Origin of the sequence: Pseudomonas sp. DG56-2 (assembly GCF_004803755.1) — a bacterium.
GTDB classification, from domain to species: domain Bacteria; phylum Pseudomonadota; class Gammaproteobacteria; order Pseudomonadales; family Pseudomonadaceae; genus Aquipseudomonas; species Aquipseudomonas auratipiscis.
In genome coordinates, this window is sequence record NZ_CP032311.1 from 3,405,094 (window position 1) to 3,427,046 (window position 21,953).

The 21,953-nt window shown below is 58.9% G+C and carries 21 protein-coding genes; 10 read left to right on the forward strand and 11 right to left on the reverse strand.

The features are described 5' to 3' along the window. Positions 1-30 precede the first annotated feature (30 nt). From D3Z90_RS15235 to D3Z90_RS15255, 5 genes are all read right to left on the reverse strand, one after another. Positions 31-477, reverse strand: a complete 447-nt coding sequence (locus D3Z90_RS15235; RefSeq protein WP_236042901.1) for a fimbrial protein — start codon at positions 475-477, stop codon at positions 31-33. Positions 478-750: 273 nt separating this feature from the next. Next, positions 751-2,109: a glutathione-disulfide reductase gene (gorA, locus tag D3Z90_RS15240; RefSeq protein WP_136476856.1), complete on the reverse strand. Its 1,359-nt coding sequence runs from the start codon at positions 2,107-2,109 to the stop codon at positions 751-753. A gap of 95 nt (positions 2,110-2,204) precedes the next feature. Continuing rightward, positions 2,205-3,044, reverse strand: coding sequence for a UTP--glucose-1-phosphate uridylyltransferase GalU (galU, locus tag D3Z90_RS15245; RefSeq protein WP_136476857.1), 840 nt, complete (start codon positions 3,042-3,044; stop codon positions 2,205-2,207). Positions 3,045-3,230: 186 nt separating this feature from the next. Next, positions 3,231-4,142 carry a c-type cytochrome gene (locus D3Z90_RS15250; protein ID WP_136476858.1) on the reverse strand — a complete coding sequence of 304 codons (912 nt, stop codon included), beginning with the start codon at positions 4,140-4,142 and terminating at the stop codon, positions 3,231-3,233. After that, the gene (locus D3Z90_RS15255; protein ID WP_136476859.1) at positions 4,139-4,789 is read right to left on the reverse strand and encodes a cytochrome c; all 651 of its coding nucleotides are present in this window, start codon (positions 4,787-4,789) and stop codon (positions 4,139-4,141) included. Before D3Z90_RS15255 ends, D3Z90_RS15250 begins: the two co-directional genes overlap by 4 nt. 251 nt (positions 4,790-5,040) lie before the next feature. Between D3Z90_RS15255 and D3Z90_RS15260 the strand changes: the two genes are divergently transcribed. Beyond that, positions 5,041-5,769, forward strand: a complete 729-nt coding sequence (locus tag D3Z90_RS15260) for a thioredoxin family protein (protein ID WP_136476860.1) — start codon at positions 5,041-5,043, stop codon at positions 5,767-5,769. A gap of 6 nt (positions 5,770-5,775) precedes the next feature. Here the strand turns inward: D3Z90_RS15260 and D3Z90_RS15265 are convergent, their stop codons facing one another. Then, positions 5,776-6,918, reverse strand: coding sequence for a DUF1624 domain-containing protein (locus D3Z90_RS15265; RefSeq protein WP_256658219.1), 1,143 nt, complete (start codon positions 6,916-6,918; stop codon positions 5,776-5,778). A gap of 125 nt (positions 6,919-7,043) precedes the next feature. Between D3Z90_RS15265 and D3Z90_RS15270 the strand changes: the two genes are divergently transcribed. Next, positions 7,044-7,961, forward strand: coding sequence for a bestrophin family protein (locus tag D3Z90_RS15270; RefSeq protein ID WP_136476862.1), 918 nt, complete (start codon positions 7,044-7,046; stop codon positions 7,959-7,961). Here D3Z90_RS15270 and D3Z90_RS15275 read toward each other — a convergent pair. After that, positions 7,942-8,934: a bile acid:sodium symporter family protein gene (locus D3Z90_RS15275; RefSeq protein WP_136476863.1), complete on the reverse strand. Its 993-nt coding sequence runs from the start codon at positions 8,932-8,934 to the stop codon at positions 7,942-7,944. The two genes, D3Z90_RS15270 and D3Z90_RS15275, sit on opposite strands and share 20 nt — an antisense overlap. 79 nt (positions 8,935-9,013) lie before the next feature. On the opposite strand from D3Z90_RS15275, the gene D3Z90_RS15280 reads away from it, so the two are divergent. Continuing rightward, on the forward strand, positions 9,014-9,826 hold the full coding sequence (locus D3Z90_RS15280) for a helix-turn-helix domain-containing protein (RefSeq protein ID WP_136476864.1): 813 nt from the start codon (positions 9,014-9,016) through the stop codon (positions 9,824-9,826). A gap of 100 nt (positions 9,827-9,926) precedes the next feature. Beyond that, complete coding sequence (ampC, locus tag D3Z90_RS15285; protein ID WP_136476865.1) at positions 9,927-11,093, forward strand: class C beta-lactamase; 1,167 nt, start codon at positions 9,927-9,929, stop codon at positions 11,091-11,093. Positions 11,094-11,095: 2 nt separating this feature from the next. Here the strand turns inward: ampC and D3Z90_RS15290 are convergent, their stop codons facing one another. Beyond that, positions 11,096-11,719 (reverse strand): glutathione S-transferase family protein, encoded by a 624-nt coding sequence (locus tag D3Z90_RS15290; RefSeq protein WP_136476866.1) that lies wholly within the window; start codon positions 11,717-11,719, stop codon positions 11,096-11,098. A 343-nt stretch (positions 11,720-12,062) separates the two neighbouring features. Here D3Z90_RS15290 and ppnN point away from each other — a divergent pair, with 343 nt between their 5' ends. From ppnN to D3Z90_RS15305, 3 genes are all read left to right on the forward strand, one after another. After that, positions 12,063-13,436: a nucleotide 5'-monophosphate nucleosidase PpnN gene (ppnN, locus tag D3Z90_RS15295; protein WP_136476867.1), complete on the forward strand. Its 1,374-nt coding sequence runs from the start codon at positions 12,063-12,065 to the stop codon at positions 13,434-13,436. A gap of 179 nt (positions 13,437-13,615) precedes the next feature. Continuing rightward, a complete protein-coding gene (locus tag D3Z90_RS15300; protein ID WP_136476868.1) occupies positions 13,616-14,299 on the forward strand; it encodes a TIGR04211 family SH3 domain-containing protein in 684 nt (227 codons plus the stop codon). Further along, on the forward strand, positions 14,296-14,583 hold the full coding sequence (locus D3Z90_RS15305; RefSeq protein ID WP_371922204.1) for an Ada metal-binding domain-containing protein: 288 nt from the start codon (positions 14,296-14,298) through the stop codon (positions 14,581-14,583). Before D3Z90_RS15300 ends, D3Z90_RS15305 begins: the two co-directional genes overlap by 4 nt. Here D3Z90_RS15305 and dsdC read toward each other — a convergent pair. Beyond that, a complete protein-coding gene (gene dsdC / locus D3Z90_RS15310; protein ID WP_136476870.1) occupies positions 14,551-15,495 on the reverse strand; it encodes a DNA-binding transcriptional regulator DsdC in 945 nt (314 codons plus the stop codon). The genes D3Z90_RS15305 and dsdC overlap by 33 nt on opposite strands. Positions 15,496-15,497: 2 nt before the next feature. After that, positions 15,498-16,850, reverse strand: a complete 1,353-nt coding sequence (gene dsdA / locus D3Z90_RS15315) for a D-serine ammonia-lyase (protein WP_136476871.1) — start codon at positions 16,848-16,850, stop codon at positions 15,498-15,500. Between the two features lie 186 nt (positions 16,851-17,036). Here dsdA and fusA point away from each other — a divergent pair, with 186 nt between their 5' ends. Further along, positions 17,037-19,142, forward strand: a complete 2,106-nt coding sequence (gene fusA / locus D3Z90_RS15320) for an elongation factor G (protein ID WP_136476872.1) — start codon at positions 17,037-17,039, stop codon at positions 19,140-19,142. A gap of 120 nt (positions 19,143-19,262) precedes the next feature. Then, positions 19,263-19,985, forward strand: a complete 723-nt coding sequence (locus D3Z90_RS15325; RefSeq protein WP_136476873.1) for a GNAT family N-acetyltransferase — start codon at positions 19,263-19,265, stop codon at positions 19,983-19,985. On the opposite strand, the gene D3Z90_RS15330 is transcribed toward D3Z90_RS15325, so the two are convergent. After that, a complete protein-coding gene (locus D3Z90_RS15330) occupies positions 19,982-20,875 on the reverse strand; it encodes a LysR family transcriptional regulator (protein ID WP_136476874.1) in 894 nt (297 codons plus the stop codon). The genes D3Z90_RS15325 and D3Z90_RS15330 overlap by 4 nt on opposite strands. 111 nt (positions 20,876-20,986) lie before the next feature. Between D3Z90_RS15330 and argC the strand changes: the two genes are divergently transcribed. Next, complete coding sequence (gene argC, locus D3Z90_RS15335; protein WP_136476875.1) at positions 20,987-21,916, forward strand: N-acetyl-gamma-glutamyl-phosphate reductase; 930 nt, start codon at positions 20,987-20,989, stop codon at positions 21,914-21,916. Positions 21,917-21,953 lie beyond the last annotated feature (37 nt).

Genomic DNA, 21,953 nt, shown 5'->3' on the forward strand with positions numbered 1-21,953 from the left:
GCAGCCCGATTGAGGGCTGCCTCGGCGCAATTACGGGTACACCAGGGTGTATTGCACGCGAGTGTTTACCGGCCCTGGAGTCGTGCCACCCAAGGAGTAGTACTCGGCGTAATAGTTGAGCACCGCCCGGCCGCTGACAATATCGACGACCTGGGAGTTCTGGTTGCCTTGGGCGCCTGCCAGATCCATCACTGCTTTATTGCCATTGCGCAATTGAACCTCGACATTGGTGCTGCCACTGGCATCAACAATCAACCGCCCTTGCGGGCTGATGGTTGGACCGGGTTCAAAATAGGTAGAGACGCGATTCAGGCCAGGAGAGCAGTTGGTCAGCCTCAAGTTGAACGGCGTTTCGCCGGCAACCTGACCAGGATTGATCAGCAGACTGGCAGCCACAGGCGGCAAGGTCACGGCGACATCACTGCTCCCGCCATTGACCAGACAGGTGCCGGCCAGAACGCTACCGCTGAAACTCATCTGACCATTGGCTTGAGCCAGCCCAGCCCCAAAGAGAAGGCAGCAGCTCGCGGCGAGAAGGGATTTTTTTGAAGGTTTCATAGTGACATTCACTTGAGAAATGATTGGGACAATCAGGCCTCACCTGACTGGACGCTGGATTGCAGCGCCCGGCCAGTATCTGGAATGTCCCTATCGGCGAATGTCAGCTGCGGTCAACCGAGCCAACCGCTTTCGTCACGCTAAAAGTAGGAAACCGCACGTTCACTTCGCGCGTAAACACGCAGTCTCGCCTTAACGCGATACGGGTGTACGCAGTGTCACGAACTCTTCGGCAGCCGTCGGATGCACCCCGATGGTTTCGTCGAACTGCTGCTTGGTTGCCCCCGCCTTGAGCGCAATGCCCAGACCTTGAATGATCTCGCCAGCCTCCGGACCGACCATATGGCACCCCAATACACGGTCGGTATCGGCATCGACCACGAGCTTCATCAGGGTCTTCTCCTGAATATCGGTCAAGGTCAGCTTCATCGGCCGGAAGCGGCTCTCAAATACCTGCACGTTGTGCCCTTGCTCCAACGCCTGCTCTTCAGTCAGGCCGACGGTACCGATAGGCGGCTGGCTGAACACGGCGGTCGGAATGTTCTGGTAGTCCACCGGACGGTATTGCTCGGGCTTGAACAAACGTCGGACCACCGCCATGCCTTCGGCCAGCGCCACGGGCGTCAGTTGCACCCGACCAATCACATCACCAATGGCCAGAATCGACGGTTCGGTGGTCTGGTACAAATCATCCACGCGAATGAAACCACGAGAATCCAGCTCCACGCCGGTGTTTTCCAGGCCCAGGTTATCGAGCATCGGGCGTCGACCCGTGGCGTAGAAAACGCAGTCTGCAACGTGCTCGCTACCGTCTTTGAGTGTGGCCTTGAGGCTACCGTCATCCTGGCGTTCGATGCGCTGGATATCGCTGTTGAACTGCAGCTCCATGCCGCGTTTTTCCAGCTCTTCTTTCAGGTGCGTGCGCACGGCGCCATCGAAGCCGCGCAAGAACATGTCACCACGATAAAGCAGGGTGGTTTTCGCGCCCAACCCCTGGAAGATTCCGGCAAATTCCACAGCGATATAGCCACCGCCAACGACCAGAACACGCTTGGGCAACTCTTTGAGGAAGAAGGCTTCGTTGGAACTGATCGCCAGCTCTTTGCCGGGGATATCCGGAATCTGTGGCCAGCCGCCAGTAGCAACGAGGATGTGTTCGGCGGTGTAGCGCTGACCGTCGACTTCCACTGTGTGGGCGTCGGCAAGCTTGGCGTGGCCTTCGAGCAAGGTAACGCCACTGTTGACCAACAAGTTGCGGTAGATACCGTTGAGTCGTTCGATTTCACGGTTTTTGTTGGCGATCAACTGGCCCCAGTCGAACTGAGCGTCCTCAAGTGACCAGCCAAAACCTGCGGCCTGCTCGAAGTCATCGGAAAAGTGTGCACCGTAGACCAGCAGCTTTTTCGGCACACAGCCGACGTTGACACAGGTGCCGCCCAGGTAACGGCTTTCGGCAACCGCCACCTTTTTACCGAAACCGGCAGCGAATCGCGCAGCACGCACACCACCGGACCCGGCACCAATCACAAACAGATCAAAATCGTAGGACATATCGACGCTCTCAAGTTGCAAGTTTCAAGCTACCAGCTACAAGAAAAAGCCGTATGCGATCCACTTGCAACGTGTAGCTTGCCGCTTGAAGCTATTTAGTAGGCCTTACCGGTCTTGTAGAAGTTTTCGAAGCAGAAGTTGGTGGCATCGATGTAGCCTTCGGCGCCGCCACAGTCAAAACGCTTGCCTTTAAATTTGTAGGCAATGACGCAGCCGTTCTGCGCCTGCTTCATCAAGGCGTCGGTGATCTGGATCTCACCGCCTTTGCCTGGCTCGGTTTCTTCGATCAGCTTGAAGATGTCCGGGGTCAGGATGTAGCGACCGATGATTGCCAAGTTCGATGGCGCATCTTCCGGCGCAGGCTTCTCGACCATGCTGTTCACCCGGTAAATGTCGTCACGGATCATTTCACCAGAGATCACACCGTACTTGTTGGTCTCTTGAGGATCGACTTCCTGAATGGCGACGATCGAGCAACGGAATTGGTTGTACAGCTTGACCATCTGTTGCAGCACGCCATCACCTTCAAGGTTGACGCACAGGTCGTCCGCCAGCACGACGGCGAAGGGCTCGTCGCCGATCAGAGGGCGGCCGGTCAGGATTGCGTGGCCCAAGCCTTTCATTTCGGTCTGACGGGTGTAGGAGAACGAACACTCGTCGAGCAGACGACGGATGCCGACCAGGTATTTTTCCTTGTCGGTGCCTTTGATCTGGTTTTCCAGCTCGTAACTGATGTCGAAGTGGTCTTCCAGCGCCCGCTTGCCACGACCTGTAACGATGGAGATCTCGGTCAGACCCGCTTCTAGCGCTTCTTCAACGCCGTACTGGATCAGTGGCTTGTTTACCACCGGCAGCATTTCCTTGGGCATGGCTTTGGTAGCAGGCAGGAAGCGAGTGCCGTAACCGGCTGCCGGGAACAAGCATTTCTTGATCATATACGTCCTTAACAGGGGCTTTGCGTACGAAATTCGGCGCAGTCTAATCAGGCGGCAGTCACCTTACAATGCCCCGCCACTACTGGCCGATGCCATGATAGAGAAATCCTAGTGTAGATAGTTCCCATCGAAGGTAAATATTGCGCTGCTCGCAGGCTGCAATACAGCCTGCGAAAGCGAGTTTTCCTAGAGGACGCCCTTACCGATCAGCACCCCTTCAACCTTTTGCCCGTAGAGATTGACCCCGTCGTTGGCGTGATACTTGACGCGGGTTTTCTCGATCGAGCCGTCCACCAGACGTGGATCCTGAGGGCGTTCGTGGCGGTTGATATAGGCTGCAACATCCCAGGCCTGCTGGTCACTCAGGCTGCCGGGCTTGCCCAGGGGCATGTTGTACTTGATAAACGAGGCCGCAGTATTGATCCTATGCATGCCTGCGCCCCAATTGTAGGAATCTTTTCCCCAAAGTGGTGGCATCACGTAGTCCGAGGCAACCTTTTGCCCCTGGCCGTCAGGGCCATGACAAATAGCACACTGCTGTTGATAGACCTGCTCTCCGCGCTTGAAGTCATACCCCTGCGCCGGCTGCGCCACCTCTGGATAGCCGCGCCCCGGGGTTTCCACCGCAATCGGCGCTTTGCTCGCCAACCAGTAGGCATACACCGACAACGCTGTCATTTCCGCGCTGTCAGCTGCAGGTGGCGTGCCGTTCATGCTGAACTGGAAGCAGCCCTGAATGCGTTCGGCGAAGGTGTTGACCTTGTCGTTTTTCTTGCGATAAGCCGGGTACATCGGGTACGCGCCCCAGAGCGGGGCCGAATTACCAAGACGGCCTTGATCGAGGTGACAGTTGCTGCAGTTGAGGCCGTTGCCAACTTTATCCGGCAGCAGCCGCTTGGTATCGACGAACAGGGCATGCCCTTGGCGGACCATGGTGCCGAACGCGTTGTCTGGCAGTTCGCTTTCGGCAGGCGGGGTAAAGCCTGGGGCAGCACTCGCCGCAGGCACCTTGATCTGCGACTGGTCGTCCATGGCAAACGGTGCGGCGTGAGCGCTGCCCACTGCCAGCGCCAGGGCGCAAAACATCAACGGCTTCATGGTTTCACCTCCTGGCTGGCCGGATTGGCAAAATACTCGGCTACCGCCTTCACCTCTTCTTCGCTCATAGCCTTGGCTACGCCAACCATCAGTTGGTTCGGGTCGTTGCTGCGGCTGCCATCGCGCCAGGCATTAAGCTGCGCCACCAGATAGGCAGCAGGTTGCTGCGCCAAGGGCGGAAAATGCTCGCCCACGCCGACACCCCCTGGCCCGTGACATTGCACGCAGCCTGGAATCTTGCGGCTCCAATCACCATACAAGGCGAGCTTCTGGGTGGCATCGATCGCCATCTGCTGCCTGCCAGGACCTGCCACGACATCGCTGGGCATGGCCGCCAAGGTTGTGGTCACCGCCTGGATTTCCTCATCGCTGAGGGCTTTGGCCAGAGGCTCCATGATCGGGTTCTTGCGACTGCCATCACGAAAATCGTGCAGCTGTTTGCTCAGGTAGGTGGCTGGCAAACCTGCCAATCGTGGGAAACCAGCGGCCGCCATACCCTTGCCATCTACCCCATGGCACCCCAGGCAGGCCATGGCGGCGGGGTTCTGCCCACCTTGGCTGAAAACTTTTTGGCCGTCGGCGGCCTGGGCTGCAGTCACGGAAAACAGCAGCAGGCTACTCATCAGGATTCGATCCAGTGGGATCATCACAGACTCCATTTTTTTGTTATAAGCTTAGGCTTATTATTCATAAGCCTATGAATAGTAGGCCTATCCACCCGCAGCAACAACGTTGAAGTCACGAGAAAGTGGCTAATCGCCAGATGAATCGTTTTAGCCTCTATCGTGGACTCAAACTGAGCACCGCTCATCAGCCAATTCCGACCAACGCGTGGTAAACGGTCGAAACGCATCTGCCCCGGACGACCATAGGTACATTCCTCCGCTGGAGCGTAACCATGGACAACTACAACAACCCGCAGGTGGTTTCTCGCAGTGAATGGCTCAGTGCCCGCCGGCAACTGCTCTTGCATGAAAAAGCCGTCACCCATCAACGCGACGAACTGGCCAGGGCCCGCCGTGCCCTGCCATGGGTGCGCGTCGAGCAAAATTTCAGTTTTGAAGGCCCCGCAGGGCAACTGAGCCTGGCCGATCTGTTCGGCGGACGCAGCCAGCTATTGGTTTATCACTTCATGTTCGCCGATGGCTGGAGCGAGGGGTGTAGTGGATGCTCTTTCCTGGCCGACCACTTCGATGGCGCCAACCTGCACCTGGCGCATCACGATGTGGCGCTGGTCGCCGTGTCGCACGCGCCCTTCGCGCAGTTCCAGGCATTCAAGCAACGCATGGGCTGGAAGTTTCCTTGGGTGTCGTCCCACGGCAGCCACTTCAATCAAGAATTCGGCGTCAGCGTCACCACTGATGGCAGCAGCCAATACAACTACGAACCCTACGTGGGGGACGAAACCGAGCTGCCGGGCTTGAGCGTGTTCTATCGCGATGCCGACGGAACGATCTTCCACACCTACTCAAGCTATGCCAGAGGCCTGGACATCCTGGTCGGTGCCTACAACTTCCTCGACCTGATGCCCAAGGGCCGTAATGAACAAGGCACCATGGATTGGGTACGCCATCACGACCGTTACCAGGGGGTCGATACCGACAAGCCCCACTGCTGCCACGACTGAGCAGGATCAGAAGTACTTGAGCCAAGCCACATCCCGACGTTGCTGTTTCAAGGCAGCGAACCAGCGCGTCGGGTAATACAGCACCACTGCCAATCCCAGGCTGCACAGCCAGACGCTGGCAATTTGATCAAAACCGAAATGCGCACCCTGGTTCAACCCCCACCAGGCCACTGCTACCAGGTACATTGCCTTGAGCACGTAAAGGTGCAGCAGATAGAAAAACATCGGTGCAGCGCCGAACAGCGCCAATAGTGACACCCAGCGGCGCGCCTGATAACGCTCCAGCGCAGCGAGCAGGATCAAGCAAAGGCCCAGCGTAGGCATCAGGAACATCAGTGATGGCGGATATTTGCGTGCCGCGAGAAAGCTCATGGTAGTACGCAGTGCATCACCTGTGGCGACCCAAGGTTGATCGCCATAGACATTCAGGTAGCGGATGCCCACAAATGCCAGCAGCAACACCACCCCCCAACCCAGCAACGATACCAAGCGCCTTGTCGACGCTACACCGTGAGCAAACCAGGGGCCTGCGCACCACCCCAGAAAGATCACCCCCATCCACGCCAATACCGGGTAGGTGGTGCGGACCTGGGTGATGCCGCCCAACTCGATGAACGCTCGCTGGTGGAGGATTGCCCAAGGGGCAAACCAACTTGATTCATTGTCGAGCACCAGTGGGTCGAGCACGTTGTGACCCGCCACGATCAGAATGCCAAGGGCGAGCACCACCGGACTTGGCAGATGCAAGGCCGCCGCCAGGACAATCATGCAAATGCCGATGCACCAGATCACCTGCAGCCACACGGTTTGCGGCAGTAAGGTGCCGTTCCAGGCCAGGTTGACCAGGGTCAGTTCCAACAGCACTAGAAACAGTCCGCGCTTGAGCAGGAATACTGAGGTCTCTGTGCGGTTGTGCTTCTGGCTGTAGAGCCAGGCAGAAAGTCCGGTGAGGAAAATGAACACGGGTGCGCACAAGGCACTGAGCAGACGCGTAAAGAACAACTCGGGAGCCACATTCAAGGCATCGATAGGGTCACTGACCTGGCGATGCAGAAAAAAGGTTTCACGAACATGGTCGAGCAGCATCAAAAGCATGACCAAACCACGGAGGGCGTCAATCGATTGCAGGCGGGCGTGAGGGGAAGACATGAGCAACTCGCGAAAGGCTATTACGATATAATGTAACATCATCTCGTTGCAGAGCTGTATCCTCTCTACGCTTTGTCCTAAAGTATTGCGCGAATTTTTCGCACCACAGTACAAGGTTTGCCGTGATGATCATCCAGCCGCAAAAACCCTCCATCCGCGTTTTGCTGTTCTCCCTCAAGGGCTCGATCATTCCGGCGATATGGCTGAAGGTGCTGTACATCGTGCTGATCAGTTCTGTAGTGGTCGCCACGCACGGTACGTTGTTCGAGTACAAGGTTATCCTCACCCCAACGCCATTCACCCTGTGGGGCCTGACCCTGGCCATCTTCCTCGGTTTCAGGAACACCGTGGCCTATCAGCGCTTCTGGGAAGCGCGCACGCTGTGGGGCGAGTTGCTCATCGTCAGCCGCAACCTGACCCGCCAGACGCTGAGCCTGTTGCCTGACCTATCCGCCAATCAGCGCAACAACCTGCTCGATTCGTTGGTGGCATTCGCCTATGTATTGCGCGACCAGTTGCGCGGTAACCGACCAAGCGCCGACTTGCAGCGCCTGCTCGATGACCCGACCCGCGCCCAGCTCGCTACCAGCGATGCTCCGGCGAGTCTTCTGCTGGGCAAAATCGGCCAGCGCTTCATGGCCCAGGCCCGCGATGCTGGTGGCGGCGAAGTGCTGCAGGCCAACCTGGACCAACAACTAAGCCGTCTCTCCTACGTACTGGGTGGCTGCGAGCGCATCAAGAACACGCCCATTCCCTACCCCTACATCCTGATGCTGCACCGTATCGTTCATGTCTACTGCTTCCTGTTGCCGTTTTGCCTGGTCGACAGCATCGGCTGGTTCACCCCGTTTGCCGTTTGCGTGCTGGCCTATACCTTTTTTGGCCTGGATGCCCTCGGCGATCAGATCGCCGATCCCTTCGACACCCAGCCAAACGACCTGGCCCTGGATGCCATGTGCCGCAATCTGGAGATTGCCGTGCGCGAGCTTTCGGGCGAGACCGCGCCGACTCAGTTGCAACCGGTCAAGGGCATTCTGCTCTGAGCGCGGGCGCTTCACTGCGCGCCGCGTAGCGCTGGGCCAATACCGCACAGACCATCAGTTGAATCTGATGGAAGATCATCAACGGCAAGATCATCGCGCCAATACCACCACCGACAAACAGCACCTGAGCCATCGGTACTCCGGTGGCCATGCTTTTTTTCGAGCCTGCAAACAAAATCGTAATGCGGTCTTCCAGGGTGAAGCCCAGCCTGCGCGCAAGCGTGGAGGTGCACCAGAGCACCACTGCCAGCAGCAGGCAACAGACCAACACCAACCCGGCCAGGCGCGAGGGCGGTACCGACTGCCACAAGCCACTGACTACCGCATCACTGAAGGCGGTGTAAACCACAAGCAGAATCGAACCCTGATCGACCACTTTCAACCAACGTGCATTGCGCCTCACCCACTGCCCGATCCAGCGTCGTGCAAGTTGCCCTGCAACAAACGGCACCAGCAACTGCAAAACGATCTTCAACACTGCATCCAGGCCCGAGCCGCTGTCACCTTCCACGCCCATCAACAACACCACCAGCAATGGCGTGAGGGCAATGCCCAGCAAGCTCGACGCCGCAGCACTGCAGATAGCCGCCGGAACGTTGCCTCGCGCCAGCGAAGTAAAGGCAATGGCCGACTGTACCGTCGCTGGCAGTGCGCACAAGTACAGCACCCCCAGGTACAGCTCATCACCCACCAGTGGCAGCACCAATGGTTTGAGCGCCATGCCAAGCAACGGGAACATCACGAAGGTGCAGGCGAATACCAACAGGTGCAGGCGCCAATGCCCTGCCCCGGCCGCCACGGCTTCACGAGACAACTTGGCCCCATGCAAAAAGAACAACAGGCCGATGGCAAGGTTGGTCAACCAACCGAACAGCACAGCACCGTCGCCTTCGCAGGGCAACAAGGTAGCCACAAGAATCACCCCCAACAGCGCCAGGGTGAAATTGTCGAATAGCATCCGCAGGTACTTCATCATCGATCCTGACTTGTTATTGTGTGGCGCCAGACGATAAGGTCTTTTCGATTCCTCCACTAACGCCAGAACGCTGCCAGTGTCGCCAAACGGACAAACCACCTCGCAGGAGCCACAAGCGCTCGAGCATCTGCCCCAGCTCCCACGCCCGGTCTATGGTCATGTCCAGACCTTGCCAAATATCATTCTGGGCTACCGTCATAGCCATCCCTGGGGGCAATTGTCCTATGCCATTGGGGGCGTCGTGCAGGTGCATACCGACAACGGCTTCTACATGGTGCCGCCACAACGTGCGGTGTGGGTTCCGGCACACGTTGCACACCGGGTCAGTTGCACCGGCAATACCTGCCTGCGCAGCCTGTACCTGGAGCATGCCCCCGACCGTTGGTCGTCCACGCAATGCCGGGTGATTGCGGTCAGTGCGCTGCTGCGCGAGCTGATCCGAACTTTCAGTGAGTTGCCTGTGCACTACGACCTCAAGGGTGCCGACGGGCGCCTGGTGCAGGTGCTACTCGACCAACTGAGCCTGGCCAGCGAGCAGCACCTGATGCTGCCACTTCCACGCGACAAGCGCTTGCGCGAGTTGTGCCTGCATTTGCAGGAGCAACCGGATGCGCAAACAGGGCTCAATGACTGGGCGCAGCAAGCGGGCGTATCGGAAAAAACCTTGAGCCGCCTGTTTCAACGCGAGACAGGCCTTAGCTTTCGCCTTTGGCGCCAACGCATGCGCCTGCTCAGCGCATTGCCGGCCCTGGAGCGTGGCGAGCGCGTTACCGACGTGGCCCTGGCCTGTGGCTACGATTCTCTGTCGGCCTTTATCGCCGCGTTCGGCAAGCTATTCGGCCTGCCCCCGGGCGAATACTTTCGTGTCCGAGCCGATCAGCCGCAATAGCCAGGCGCGCTTCAGAAACCGCGGGCCAGCCTGCTACCCTTGTGCCTTACCTCTTCTCTCGCTGGCGCCGAGCGGCCGCCATCTCTCGAGCACCGTTTACATGATCAGAACCCCATCCGTAGCAGCACTCCTGTCTATTTTCGCGTTCGCCTTTGGCGCCAGCCCAACCACCGCTGCGGCGCTTGAAGAGGGGCAGATCGAATCAAGCGTGAATGCTGTTATCACGCCGCTGATGAAGCTCCAAGCCATACCCGGTATGGCAGTGGCGGTATCCTTCAACGGCAAGCAGCATTATTTCAACTACGGCGTAGCCTCCAGGCAGACTGGCCAGCCAGTGAATACCGACACCTTGTTTGAAATTGGCTCGGTGAGCAAAACCTTCACCGCGACCCTCGCAGCCTATGCCCAGGCCAACGGCAACCTGTCACTGGGCGACGCCGCCAGCAAGCACTGGGCGGATCTCAAAGGCACCTCGTTCGAGGGTGTCACGTTGCTCAACCTTGGCACCTACAGCGCTGGCGGTTTGCCGTTGCAATTTCCCGAGCAGGTCAAGGACCAGGCAGGCCTGCGCGATTACTATCGCCACTGGAAAGCCGACTATGCCCCGGGCACTTACCGGCTGTACTCCAACCCCAGCCTGGGGCTATTCGGCTACCTTGCAGCCAGGAGCATGGGTGCATCGTTTAGCGAGCTGATGCACAAGCAACTGCTGCCACAGCTGGGTTTGCAGCATACCTTCGTGCAGGTCCCCGAGGCTCAAGCCGGCAACTATGCCTGGGGTTACGACAAGAACGATCAACCGGTACGGGTCGGGCCCGGGGCGCTGGATGCCGAGGCTTACGGGCTGAAAACCACTTCGGCAGATTTGCTCCGATACGTCGAAGCCAACATGCAGCCAAAGGGCCTTGAGCCTTTGTTACAGCAGGCCATCGCCACCACCCAGACCGGCTACTATCGCGTCGGCGAGATGACTCAAGGCCTGGGCTGGGAGCTGTATCGCTATCCGCTGACGCTGGACCAATTGCTGGCCGGCAACTCTGCCTCCATGACGCTTGATCCTCATAAAGTGGCCTGGCTCAAGCCGCCGCAGCCGTTGCAGGAGGACACGCTGCTGAACAAGACCGGCTCAACCAACGGTTTCGGCGCCTACGTGGTTTTCGTACCCTCAAAGCGTATCGGTATTGTCTTGCTGGCGAACAAGAACTACCCGAACGCCGAGCGGGTGAAAGTGGCCCACGCCATACTTAGCGCACTGGACCCGCAATAACTTCACGGCGCGCCGTTGCGACCATGCAAACGGTAGCCCTGGCGTTCAGTCAAACGCTCGTAGTACGCCTGGACGGCAGGCAGCGGCGGATGCTCCAGCGGCGTCTGAAACCAGCGGTTGACCGACAGGCCAATGGCGATGTCAGCCAGCGAGAACGCATCGCCGCTGACGTAGGCATCAGTGCGCTGCAACTGACGATCGAGGATCGTCATGTTCCGCGCCCAGTTGTCGCACGCTGCCGCCAGGGCCGCGGGGTCCTGGTGTTTGGGCGACTGGCGCACTAACGACAAGAAGACATAACTCCAAGCCCCATTGAGGTCGGTAGCCTGCCAGTCCAGCCACTGATCGACGCGGGCGCGCAATGGCGCCGTGGCCGGGTATAGGTGTTCGCCGCCATACTGGTTGGCGAGGTAGCGGATGATGCTGTTGGACTCCCACAAAACAAAGTCGCCATCCACGACCACCGGTACCATGGCGTTGGGATTGAGCGCCAGGAAAGCCTCGCTGTGTGTCGACTGGTACCCTGAGCCCCAGTCTTCGCGCTCGAATGCCAGGTTCAGTTCGGCGCAGGTCCACAGCACCTTGCGCACATTGATCGATGAAGCCTTACCCAATATTCGCAGCATCCTTTCACTCCTGTGCTTGCCGTTGATTCAATTGTCGCAAAAACAGACTGAACGATTGCGACGGTGATGAAACACCGAGCTTGGCGTACAGGTTTCGACGATACAGGTTCCGGGTCAACTGTAGCTCGTCTTCACCGATCACCGACCGAAAGTAGTTTTCAACCGAGTTGCTGGCGTGGAAGACGCTATTCTCACTGCAATACTTGCCGTGACCGACCTACAGGCAAATGGCCGCCAAGGGCGCTGGAAAAGCCTTACGCATAAAGGCACTCGTTGCTGCGGCAAATTGTCGGTATGGTGGTGTGCAGAAGATGGACGTTTACCCGCTCACAGGAAAACCAGAATGCCCCAACGTGAAGTAATCAATGCATCTGTAAGCCCAAAAGGCAGCCTGGAAACACTGTCTCAACGTGAAGTACAGCAATTGAGTGAAGCCGGTTCCGGCAGCCTGTACACCCTGTTCCGCCAGTGCGCCCTGGCAATCCTCAACACTGGCGCGCATGTCGATAATGCCAAGACCATCCTTGAAGCCTACAAAGATTTCGAGGTACGTATTCACCAGCAGGATCGCGGCGTACGCCTGGAACTGTTGAACGCTCCTGCCGACGCCTTCGTTGATGGCGAAATGATCGCCAGTACCCGCGAAATGCTCTTCAGCGCCCTGCGCGACATCGTCTACACCGAAAGCGAACTGGCCAGCCAGCGCATCGACCTGGAAAGCTCCCAGGGCATCACCGACTATGTCTTCCACCTGCTGCGCAACGCCCGCACACTACGCCCGGGTGTAGAGCCGAAAATGGTCGTGTGCTGGGGTGGCCACTCGATCAGCACCGAGGAATACCAATACACCAAGAAGGTCGGCCATGAACTGGGCCTGCGCAAACTGGACGTCTGCACTGGCTGCGGCCCAGGGGTAATGAAAGGGCCGATGAAGGGCGCCACTATTGCCCATGCCAAACAGCGCATGAGCGGCAGCCGCTACCTGGGTCTGACCGAGCCTGGCATCATCGCCGCCGAGGCGCCCAACCCTATCGTCAACGAGCTGGTGATCCTCCCGGACATTGAAAAGCGCCTTGAGGCCTTCGTGCGCGTCGGTCATGGCATCATCATCTTCCCCGGTGGCGCCGGAACTGCCGAAGAGTTCCTCTACCTGCTCGGCATCCTTATGCACCCGGACAACCGCGACTTACCGTTCCCGGTGATTCTCACGGGTCCGAAAAGTGCCGAGCCGTATCTGCAGCAGCTGCACGCCTTTGTGCATGCGACCTTGGGTGATGAAGCACAGAACCACTATCAGATCATCATCGACAACCCGGCCGAAGTGGCCCGACAAATGGTCGATGGCCTCAAGGAGGTCAAGCAGTTCCGCCGCGAGCGCAACGATGCGTTCCATTTCAACTGGCTGTTGAAGATCGAGGAAAGCTTCCAGCGCCCCTTCGACCCGACGCACGAGAACATGGCAAGCCTGCAATTGCGCCGTGAATTACCCGCCCATGAACTGGCTGCGAACCTGCGCCGAGCGTTCTCCGGAATCGTCGCCGGCAACGTCAAGGACAACGGTATCCGTCTGATTGAAGAAAAAGGCCCGTATGAAATCCATGGCGATACTGCCGTGTTGCAGCCATTGGGCAAATTGCTCGAAGCCTTCGTCGCACAGCACCGCATGAAGTTGCCTGGCGGTGCCGAGTATGTTCCCTGCTATCGCGTTGTAACCTGATCTCTGCCCTCCGCTGAATTGCGGGCACCGTCTGTGCCCGCAATATTTGCTGTTATTTTCCCTCTTACTTCAGTGAACCAGCCTACAGAAAAATGGTCTTTCTGCTGGCGGCTTGCGTGCACGCCCGTGTTCACCGGCCCAGTCATCGGGCTTTTTTTTTATTTCACGCGAAGACCACAATGCCTATCTCTCGTCCTGTTCCTGCGGCGCTTGCCTCTGTTTCGACCTTTTCCCTGCGCCCGCGCAACAGACTTGCCCTCGGCCTGATCGCTGCACTGACAGCCCTTGGCAGCCCTGTGCATGCCGAAGAAACCACCAGCAACGAGCGCTGGGTCAGTGACAGCCTGACCACCTTCGTACGCAGCGGCCCTACCAACGGTCACCGCATCGTCGGCAACCTCAAGTCTGGGCAGAAAGTCACCTTGATCGACACCCAGGGCAACTACAGCCAAGTGCGCGGCGAGTCCGGCGATATCGTTTGGATTACCAGCAGCGACCTGCAATCTGCTCCCGGCCAGGCCGAGCGCGTACCGCAACTCACCGAGCAAGTCAGCCAACTCAGTGAGCAACTCAAGACCATCGATGACAGCTGGAAAACTCGCGTGCAAGGCATGCAAGAGACCCTGGACTCACGCAAGGCTCTGATCGATGAACTGGAAGCGCGCAGCAAGGCGCTTAATGCCGAACTGAGTGACACCCAGTCGGAACTGCGCAGCACCCAGGCGCGCCTGGGCGATGAGAACAAACAAGTACTGATGCGCTACATGGTCTATGGCGGTGCAATTGCCGGTGCAGGCTTGCTTGCCGGCCTGATCCTGCCTGCCTTGAGCCGTGGGCGCAAACGCAACGACCGCTGGTTTTGACGTTGAACGGGCCCTGGCGGCTGATAGGTGCTGACGGTCTTGAGCACCTGAGCGACCAGCCGGGGCAGTTCGGTGGGCACCGACGCAGCAAAATCTACGGGCGCCTGGATTGCCCGGGCGCACTGCGAGCGATTGCACGCGGTGGTTATGTAAAGCATCGGGTGTTTTTTCTCGATGCCCAGGCCGCCCAGGCAGCGGGCTATCGACCCTGCGCGGTATGCATGCCTGTGCAATACAAACGGTGGAAAATGTCAGCCGCGGGCTTGCCCGGCGATCCCGCGTAGCCACTCCATCATCACCCGAACTCGCACCGGTACAGTTTCGCGCCGTGGATGCACAAGGTAGTAGCCCTGCCCTCCTATCGACTCGAAATCGCCAAACGGCAAGATCAACTGGCCTTGATCAATCAATGGCTGCACCAACTGTCGACGTCCCATGGCCACGCCCGCATGATGACTCGCAGCCAGCGCACACAAATCCGCACGGTCGAAGGTCATTGCGCTATTTGGCAGATAGCCTTGAGCATTGTGTTGACGCGCCCAGCGCTGCCATTCGGCGTCGAACGCCGCATGCTCCCAAGCCAGGGCATCATGCAAGAGCGTGCATTGCTGCAAATGCTGCGGCGCATCGATCAGGCCATGGCGCTCGGCATACTGCGGACTGCACACAGGCGCGACCTGCTCGGCCATCAGTAGCTCACTGGCCAGGCCGGGAAACTCGCCGTCCCCATACAACAGCGCCAGATCGATATGACGGGCACGAAAATCCAGCGGATCGTTGCCGCTGCGCACATCGAGGCTGATCTGCGGGTAGCGCTGCTGGAAATCCGCCAGCCGCGGCACCAGCCAACATTGGGTAATCGACGGTCGCGCATAGAGCGTCAGCGCGCCACTCACCGTGGATGTCGAGTCAGGTTGCAGGGCCTCTTGCAGATCTTCGACCAGCCCTTGCACCAGGCGGTACAAGCGCTCACCTTCATCTGTAAGGCGTATGCGTCGTGTCAGCCGTTCGAACAGACGCTGCTCAAGGGCCTGTTCGAGGCGGGCAATGCGATGGCTGACGGCGCTCGGCGTCAGGCACAACTCCTCTGCCGCCAGGGTAAAACTCAAATGCCGAGCAGCCACCGCGAAGGTATGCAGATTGGCAAACTGCGCGCCGGTCAGGCGGGCGCCCAGGCGCGGCGGCAAATTGAGCATGATTACTGCCCAGCCAGCACGACACGGCCTTTGGCCAGGTAAGCGTCCATTTCGGCGCGGGGTACCATGCTGCCACCCGTGCCCCATATCAGGTGAGTAGCCCGACTCATGCGTGCTTCATCCAGACCCAGGCGGTGGCGGTAGCCTTGCTGCTCCTGGAGTACACGTACCATACCGGGCACCCCGGCAAGCGCCGACGGCTCCAGTTCATGGCCCTCGCACGCGTGCATCTGCGCCAGCAGACGGTACAAGGTGTCATCATCGACGGTGTAATAGCCATCGATCAACCGCTGCATCGCCCGCCCGACGAAACCGGATGGGCGACCCACCGCCAGGCCATCGGCAGCCGTCTGGTTGTCAATGCCAAAGTCGTACACCGAAACCTCATCGTGCAGGCCGGTATAAACGCCGAGGAACATGCAAGGTGAATGGGTGGGCTCGGCGAACACGCAATGCACCGCATCGCCAAACACCAATTTCAAGCCATAGGCAACGCCACCAGGCCCGCCGCCTACGCCGCAAGGCAGATAGACAAACAACGGGTGCTCAGCATCGACCGGGATGCCTTGCTCGGCAAACTGGCGCTGCAGGCGTTCGGCCGCGACAGCGTAACCGAGGAACAAGTTGAGCGAGTTTTCGTCGTCGACGAAATGGCACTGCGGGTCTGCCTCGGCTTCGCGCCGGCCTTGCTCCACCGCCACACTGTAGTCGGCACTGTATTCGCGAACCTCGACACCATGGGCACGCAGTCGATCCTTCTTCCACTGCCGGGCGTCAGCCGACATGTGCACGGTGGCCTTGAACCCCAGGCGTGCACTGATAATGCCGATCGACAGCCCAAGGTTACCGGTAGAACCAACCGCAATGCTGTACTGGCCAAAGAATGACCGCGCCGCTTCACTGTCCAGGCTCGCGTAGTCATCGCCAGGCTGCAGCAAACCACCCGCCAGTGCCAGGTCCTCGGCATGCTTGAGCACCTCGTAGATGCCACCGCGGGCCTTGATCGAACCTGAAATAGGCAGCAAATTGTCAGCCTTGAGCCACAGCGCGCCGCCTTCGGGTAGCTGATGCTCGGCGCGCAGCACGGCCTGCAGCGCCGGCAGTGGCAACAAGGGCGATTCGATAATGCCCGCGCTGGTTGCCGTTTGCGCGAAGGCCGATTGGATGAACGGTGCAAAACGCTGAAGCCGATCACTGGCCTCACGCACATCCTCCTGGCTCAGAGGCACATCAGCCAACGCCTGCGCACTGGGTGCCAGCTTGGGATTGAACCAACTGGTAGAACGCAAGGCCACCAGATCGGCAATCAGTGGGTGTGTCTGGCACCAGGTGTTCACGGAGTGTTCCAGCGGCATTGTCATGCTCCATAGGCAAGCGGATAGAACGATTAAGCGTCAGCAGCGGGTGCATTACAACCGATGGTTACTCAGGCCATGGATGATCGTGGTTCAAGCATGCGCCAGCGTGCAGAGCGGCTCACTTCTGCTACCTTGGGAGTACCCTCCTCTTCGTCTAACGTATCCTTGCGCAGGTGACCCATCATGGCGCGCACCACCCCCATCGAGCTGTACCGCAACATCGGCATCGTCGCTCATGTTGACGCAGGCAAGACCACCACCACCGAACGCATCCTGTTCTACACCGGGGTCAATCACAAAATGGGCGAGGTGCACGACGGTGCGGCGACCATGGACTGGATGGCGCAGGAACAAGAGCGCGGCATCACCATCACCTCGGCCGCGACCACTGCGTTCTGGCAGGGTTCTATCAAACAATTCCCGGAAAAATTCCGCTTCAACATCATCGACACCCCCGGCCACGTCGACTTCACCATTGAAGTAGAACGCTCGCTGCGGGTGCTGGACGGCGCAGTGGTGGTGTTCAGTGGCGCAGATGGCGTGGAACCCCAGTCGGAAACGGTCTGGCGCCAGGCCAACAAATACCATGTACCGCGCATGGCTTATGTCAACAAAATGGACCGCCAAGGCGCCGATTTTCTGCGGGTGGTCAACCAGATCGACCAACGCCTGGGACACCATCCGGTACCGATTCAACTAGCCATTGGCGCCGAGGAACACTTCATCGGCCAGATCGATCTGGTGAAAATGAAAGCCATCTACTGGAATGAGGCAGATCAGGGCACCAGCTATCGCGAAGAGGACATTCCGGCAGACATGTTGGAGCTGGCTAATACCTGGCGCGCGCACATGATCGAAGCGGCTGCCGAAGCCAATGACGAGTTCATGGAGCTTTACCTGAACGGCGAAGAGTTGAGCAACGAACAAATAAAGGCCGGCCTGCGCAAGCGCACCCTGGCCAATGAAATCGTTCCGGCCATCTGTGGCTCCTCGTTCAAGAACAAAGGCGTACCGTTGATGCTCGACGCGGTAATCGACTACCTACCAGCACCGTCGGAAATCCCGGCAATCAATGGCACCGACCCTGATCACGACGACAAGCATCTGGAGCGTCACGCCGACGACAATGAACCCTTTTCGGCCCTGGCGTTCAAGATCGCCACCGACCCTTTCGTCGGCACCTTGACCTTTGCCCGGGTCTATTCAGGCGTGCTCAGCTCCGGCGATGCTGTACTCAACTCGGTCAAAGGCAAAAAAGAGCGTGTGGGCCGCATGGTGCAAATGCACGCCAACCAGCGTGCAGAAATCAAAGCGGTTTGCGCCGGTGATATCGCGGCGTTGATCGGCATGAAGGATGTGACCACCGGCGATACCCTATGTGATATCAACAAACCGATTGTGCTGGAGCGCATGGACTTTCCTGATCCGGTGATTTCGGTGGCGGTCGAGCCGAAAACCAAGGCCGACCAGGAAAAAATGGGCATCGCCTTGAGCAAATTGGCCCAGGAAGACCCCTCGTTCCGGGTACGCACCGATGAAGAAACGGCGCAGACCATCATCTCCGGCATGGGCGAACTACACCTGGATATCATCGTTGACCGCATGCGGCGCGAGTTCGGCGTCGAGGCCAATATCGGTAAACCGCAGGTGGCCTACCGCGAAAAAATACGCAATACCTGTGAGATCGAGGGCAAATTCGTCCGCCAGTCCGGTGGTCGCGGCCAATACGGACATTGCTGGATTCGCTTCGCACCCGGTGAGGAAGGCAAGGAAGGTTTGGAGTTCGTCAACGAGGTCGTTGGTGGCGTCATCCCGCGCGAATACATCCCAGCGATTCAAAAAGGTATCGAGGAGCAGATGAAGAACGGGGTTCTAGCCGGTTATCCGCTGATCGGTCTGAAAGCCACCGTGTTCGATGGTTCCTACCACGACGTCGATTCCAATGAGATGGCGTTCAAGGTCGCTGCCTCCATGGCCACCAAGCAACTGGCGCAAAAAGGCGGTGCGGTGCTGCTCGAGCCGGTAATGAAAGTCGAGGTGGTAACGCCTGAGGAATATCAGGGCGATATCATGGGTGACCTGAGCCGTCGTCGCGGGCTGATTCAGGAAGGCGGCGAAACACCCGCAGGTAAGGTCGTCCGTGCCGAAGTGCCGTTGGGCGAAATGTTCGGCTACTCCACGCAAATGCGCTCCATGACCCAAGGCCGCGCCAGTTACACCATGGAGTTCACCAAGTACGCCGAAGCGCCGGCAAGCATTGCCGATGCGATCATCAAAAGACAAGGCTGATCGCTCAGCGCAACGCAAGCCCGCGCCCCTCAGTGGGGACGGGCTTGCCTCGCGATACAAGCAGCATCGATGCCAGACCTGTAGACTTGCCGCAAAGCCCAAGCCTGCGGAGTTTGCCCCATGTTCGCCCTCACCCATTTTGTCGCCCCGCCCGAGGAGTCGATCAAGAGCCAGATCCTGCAAATGGTGGTCGATTACCTGACCGACATCAGCCCTGTCGGCATTGCGCCGAGCAACCCGCTATTCAATCTCTACCAATACAGCACCGGCCTTGAAGTCCACCGCTACCTGCAAGCGATGGGCGAACCTGGCGAGCTTTCCGTTGAGTTGATCGTGGCCACCGATACGCGAGACCCGCAGACCGTCACCGGTTTTCTTCTCTACCTGCCCGTGCAAGATGATCCCCAGGCATGCGCTGTCGCTTACCTTGCCGTTCACAACCACTATCGCCGACAGGGCGCTGCCCGCGCGATGCTGGGGCAGATGACCGAGCGTTATCCCCATGCGGAACTGGCCTGCACGGTGGGCAAAGTTGCGTATTTTGAAACGATGGGGTTTGCAGTCATTGCTACGCGTGGCCCGCAAGTGCTGATGAACACCCGTGACCACGCCAGTGAAGGTCAGGTAGCGATGCTGGATGTGGCGCCAATCTACCGCACACTCGAAGTGCAGCAGATTCATACCTACTTGCTTCAGCAACATGGCAAACGGGCGATGATCGATGCCGAGAAGCAACGTGACCGGCATCTGGATCAGTTGCAGCGCAAAGCGCAGGCTTTTGTCCAGGAGCGCTTGGGCGAGCGTGCCTGGCAAAACCGTGGTACCGCTGTACGCCTGGTTTAAGCCGGGCGCTGCAACGCAAGCTGGGCCAGCACTTGCAGAACGAATTGAGTGCTCTGCTCCACCTGCCCTTGGCGACTGGCGATACCCAGATGACGCCACAACCCCGGGCGCAATGGGCGCATGCACAAGCGAGGGTCCGGCTCTGGCACGCTGGACTCGTGGGGCAATAAGGTAGCGCCATAACCGGCAGCGACCAGACTTTTCACCGCGTCGTTGTAATTGAGCTGGATTCGCGCATCCGCTTGCAACCCTGCGCTGGCAAACCAGTCACTGGTCACACGCGACAATTGCGTGGTGTTGTCATTGAGGATCAGCGCCCTACCGGCCAGCCAGGTGGGTGTGATGTGCGCAGGTGGCGCCCAGCTCGCAGGCACGAAGGCCATGATCGGGTCACGGCGCCACGGCTGAATCTGCACCCCTTTGAGCGCCGCTTGCGGCAACGCCACCAATCCCAGATCAAGCGTTCCGGCTTGCAAACGCAGCAGCGACTCTCGCGAGGTCAGCACTTGCACCTGCACATCGATACCGGGATGACGCACCCGCAGGATATCCAATGCTTGCGGGAGCAAGTGGGCGATGGCACCGGTGGAAGCCCCGAGGCGAACCCGGCCACTCTGGCCCTGCACCTGACGTTGAACCTCATCCAGCGCCTGTTCGGCGTCGGCCAGCAGCCGACGCGCACGCTGCAGCAGAGTTTCACCAATGCTGGTCGGGTGAACCTGCCCGCGCTTGCGCGACAGCAGCGGCGCACCAATGCGCGCTTCCAGATCGGCTATGTGCAGGCTGACAGTCGGTGGCGCCAGGTTGAGCGCCCGCGCGGCCTGGGCAAAGGAGCCGAGGTCGGCAATCACCACCAGGGTTCTGAGGCGGTCCAGGCTGATTTCACGCATAGCGTCCAGTCATTCAGAATTAATGAATGACAGCATCATGATATTCAAATTTTCTTTCGTCCAGTTCAACGCCAGCATAGGCACTCCCTGAACTTATTCATTGAGAGCAACATGCACCAGCCACTTGTGTTTATCGATGGCGATCAAGGCACCACCGGCCTGTTGATCCACTCCCGTTTGCAGGGGCGCGATAACCTGCTCCTGCTGACCTTGCCCGACAGCGAACGCAAGGACCCAAAGCGTCGCGCCGAGGCCATCAACAGTGCCGATGTGGCGATTCTGTGCCTGCCTGATGATGCCGCGCGCCAGGCGGTGGCAACGATCAACAACACAACCGTACGCGTGATTGACGCCAGCTCCGCTCATCGCACGGCGCCTGGCTGGGTCTACGGCCTGCCCGAACTTGACGAACAACAGGCCGAACGGATCGCCCAGGCCAAGCGTGTCAGCAATCCAGGCTGTTACCCCACGGGCGCCATTGCCCTGTTGCGACCATTGGTCAGCGCAGGCCTGGTGCCCGCTGACTATCCGCTGACAGTCAACGCGGTATCGGGTTACTCCGGAGGCGGGCGTGCCGCCGTCGAGCGTCACGAAAGCGCAGCAGATAAAGCAGCCCAGGGCGTTCTGGTTTATGGACTGAACCTGGATCACAAACATGTGCCGGAAATCCAGGCGCATGCCGGCCTGTCGCATCGGCCGGTGTTCATCCCAAGCTATGGTAGCTACCGCCAGGGCATCGCCCTGACCATTGCCCTGCAGACGCGCCTGTTGCCGGCGGGTGTCAACGCCGCCCATCTGCATGAGCGCCTGCGCCAGCACTACCATGGTTCGCGCTATGTACAGGTGGCAGCGCTGAAACAGGATGAAGCCGCGCCGATGTTGGATCCGCAAGCAGCGAACGACAGCAACGAGCTGCAGCTAGCGGTGTTCGCCAATCCTGCCCATGGTCAAATAGTATTGACTGCGGTGTTCGATAACCTGGGCAAGGGTGCCTCGGGTGCTGCGGTGCAAAACCTGGAGTTGATGCTGACCTCTATTTGAACACTGGCCCAGGCCGGCGAATTTCCGTAGCATCCTC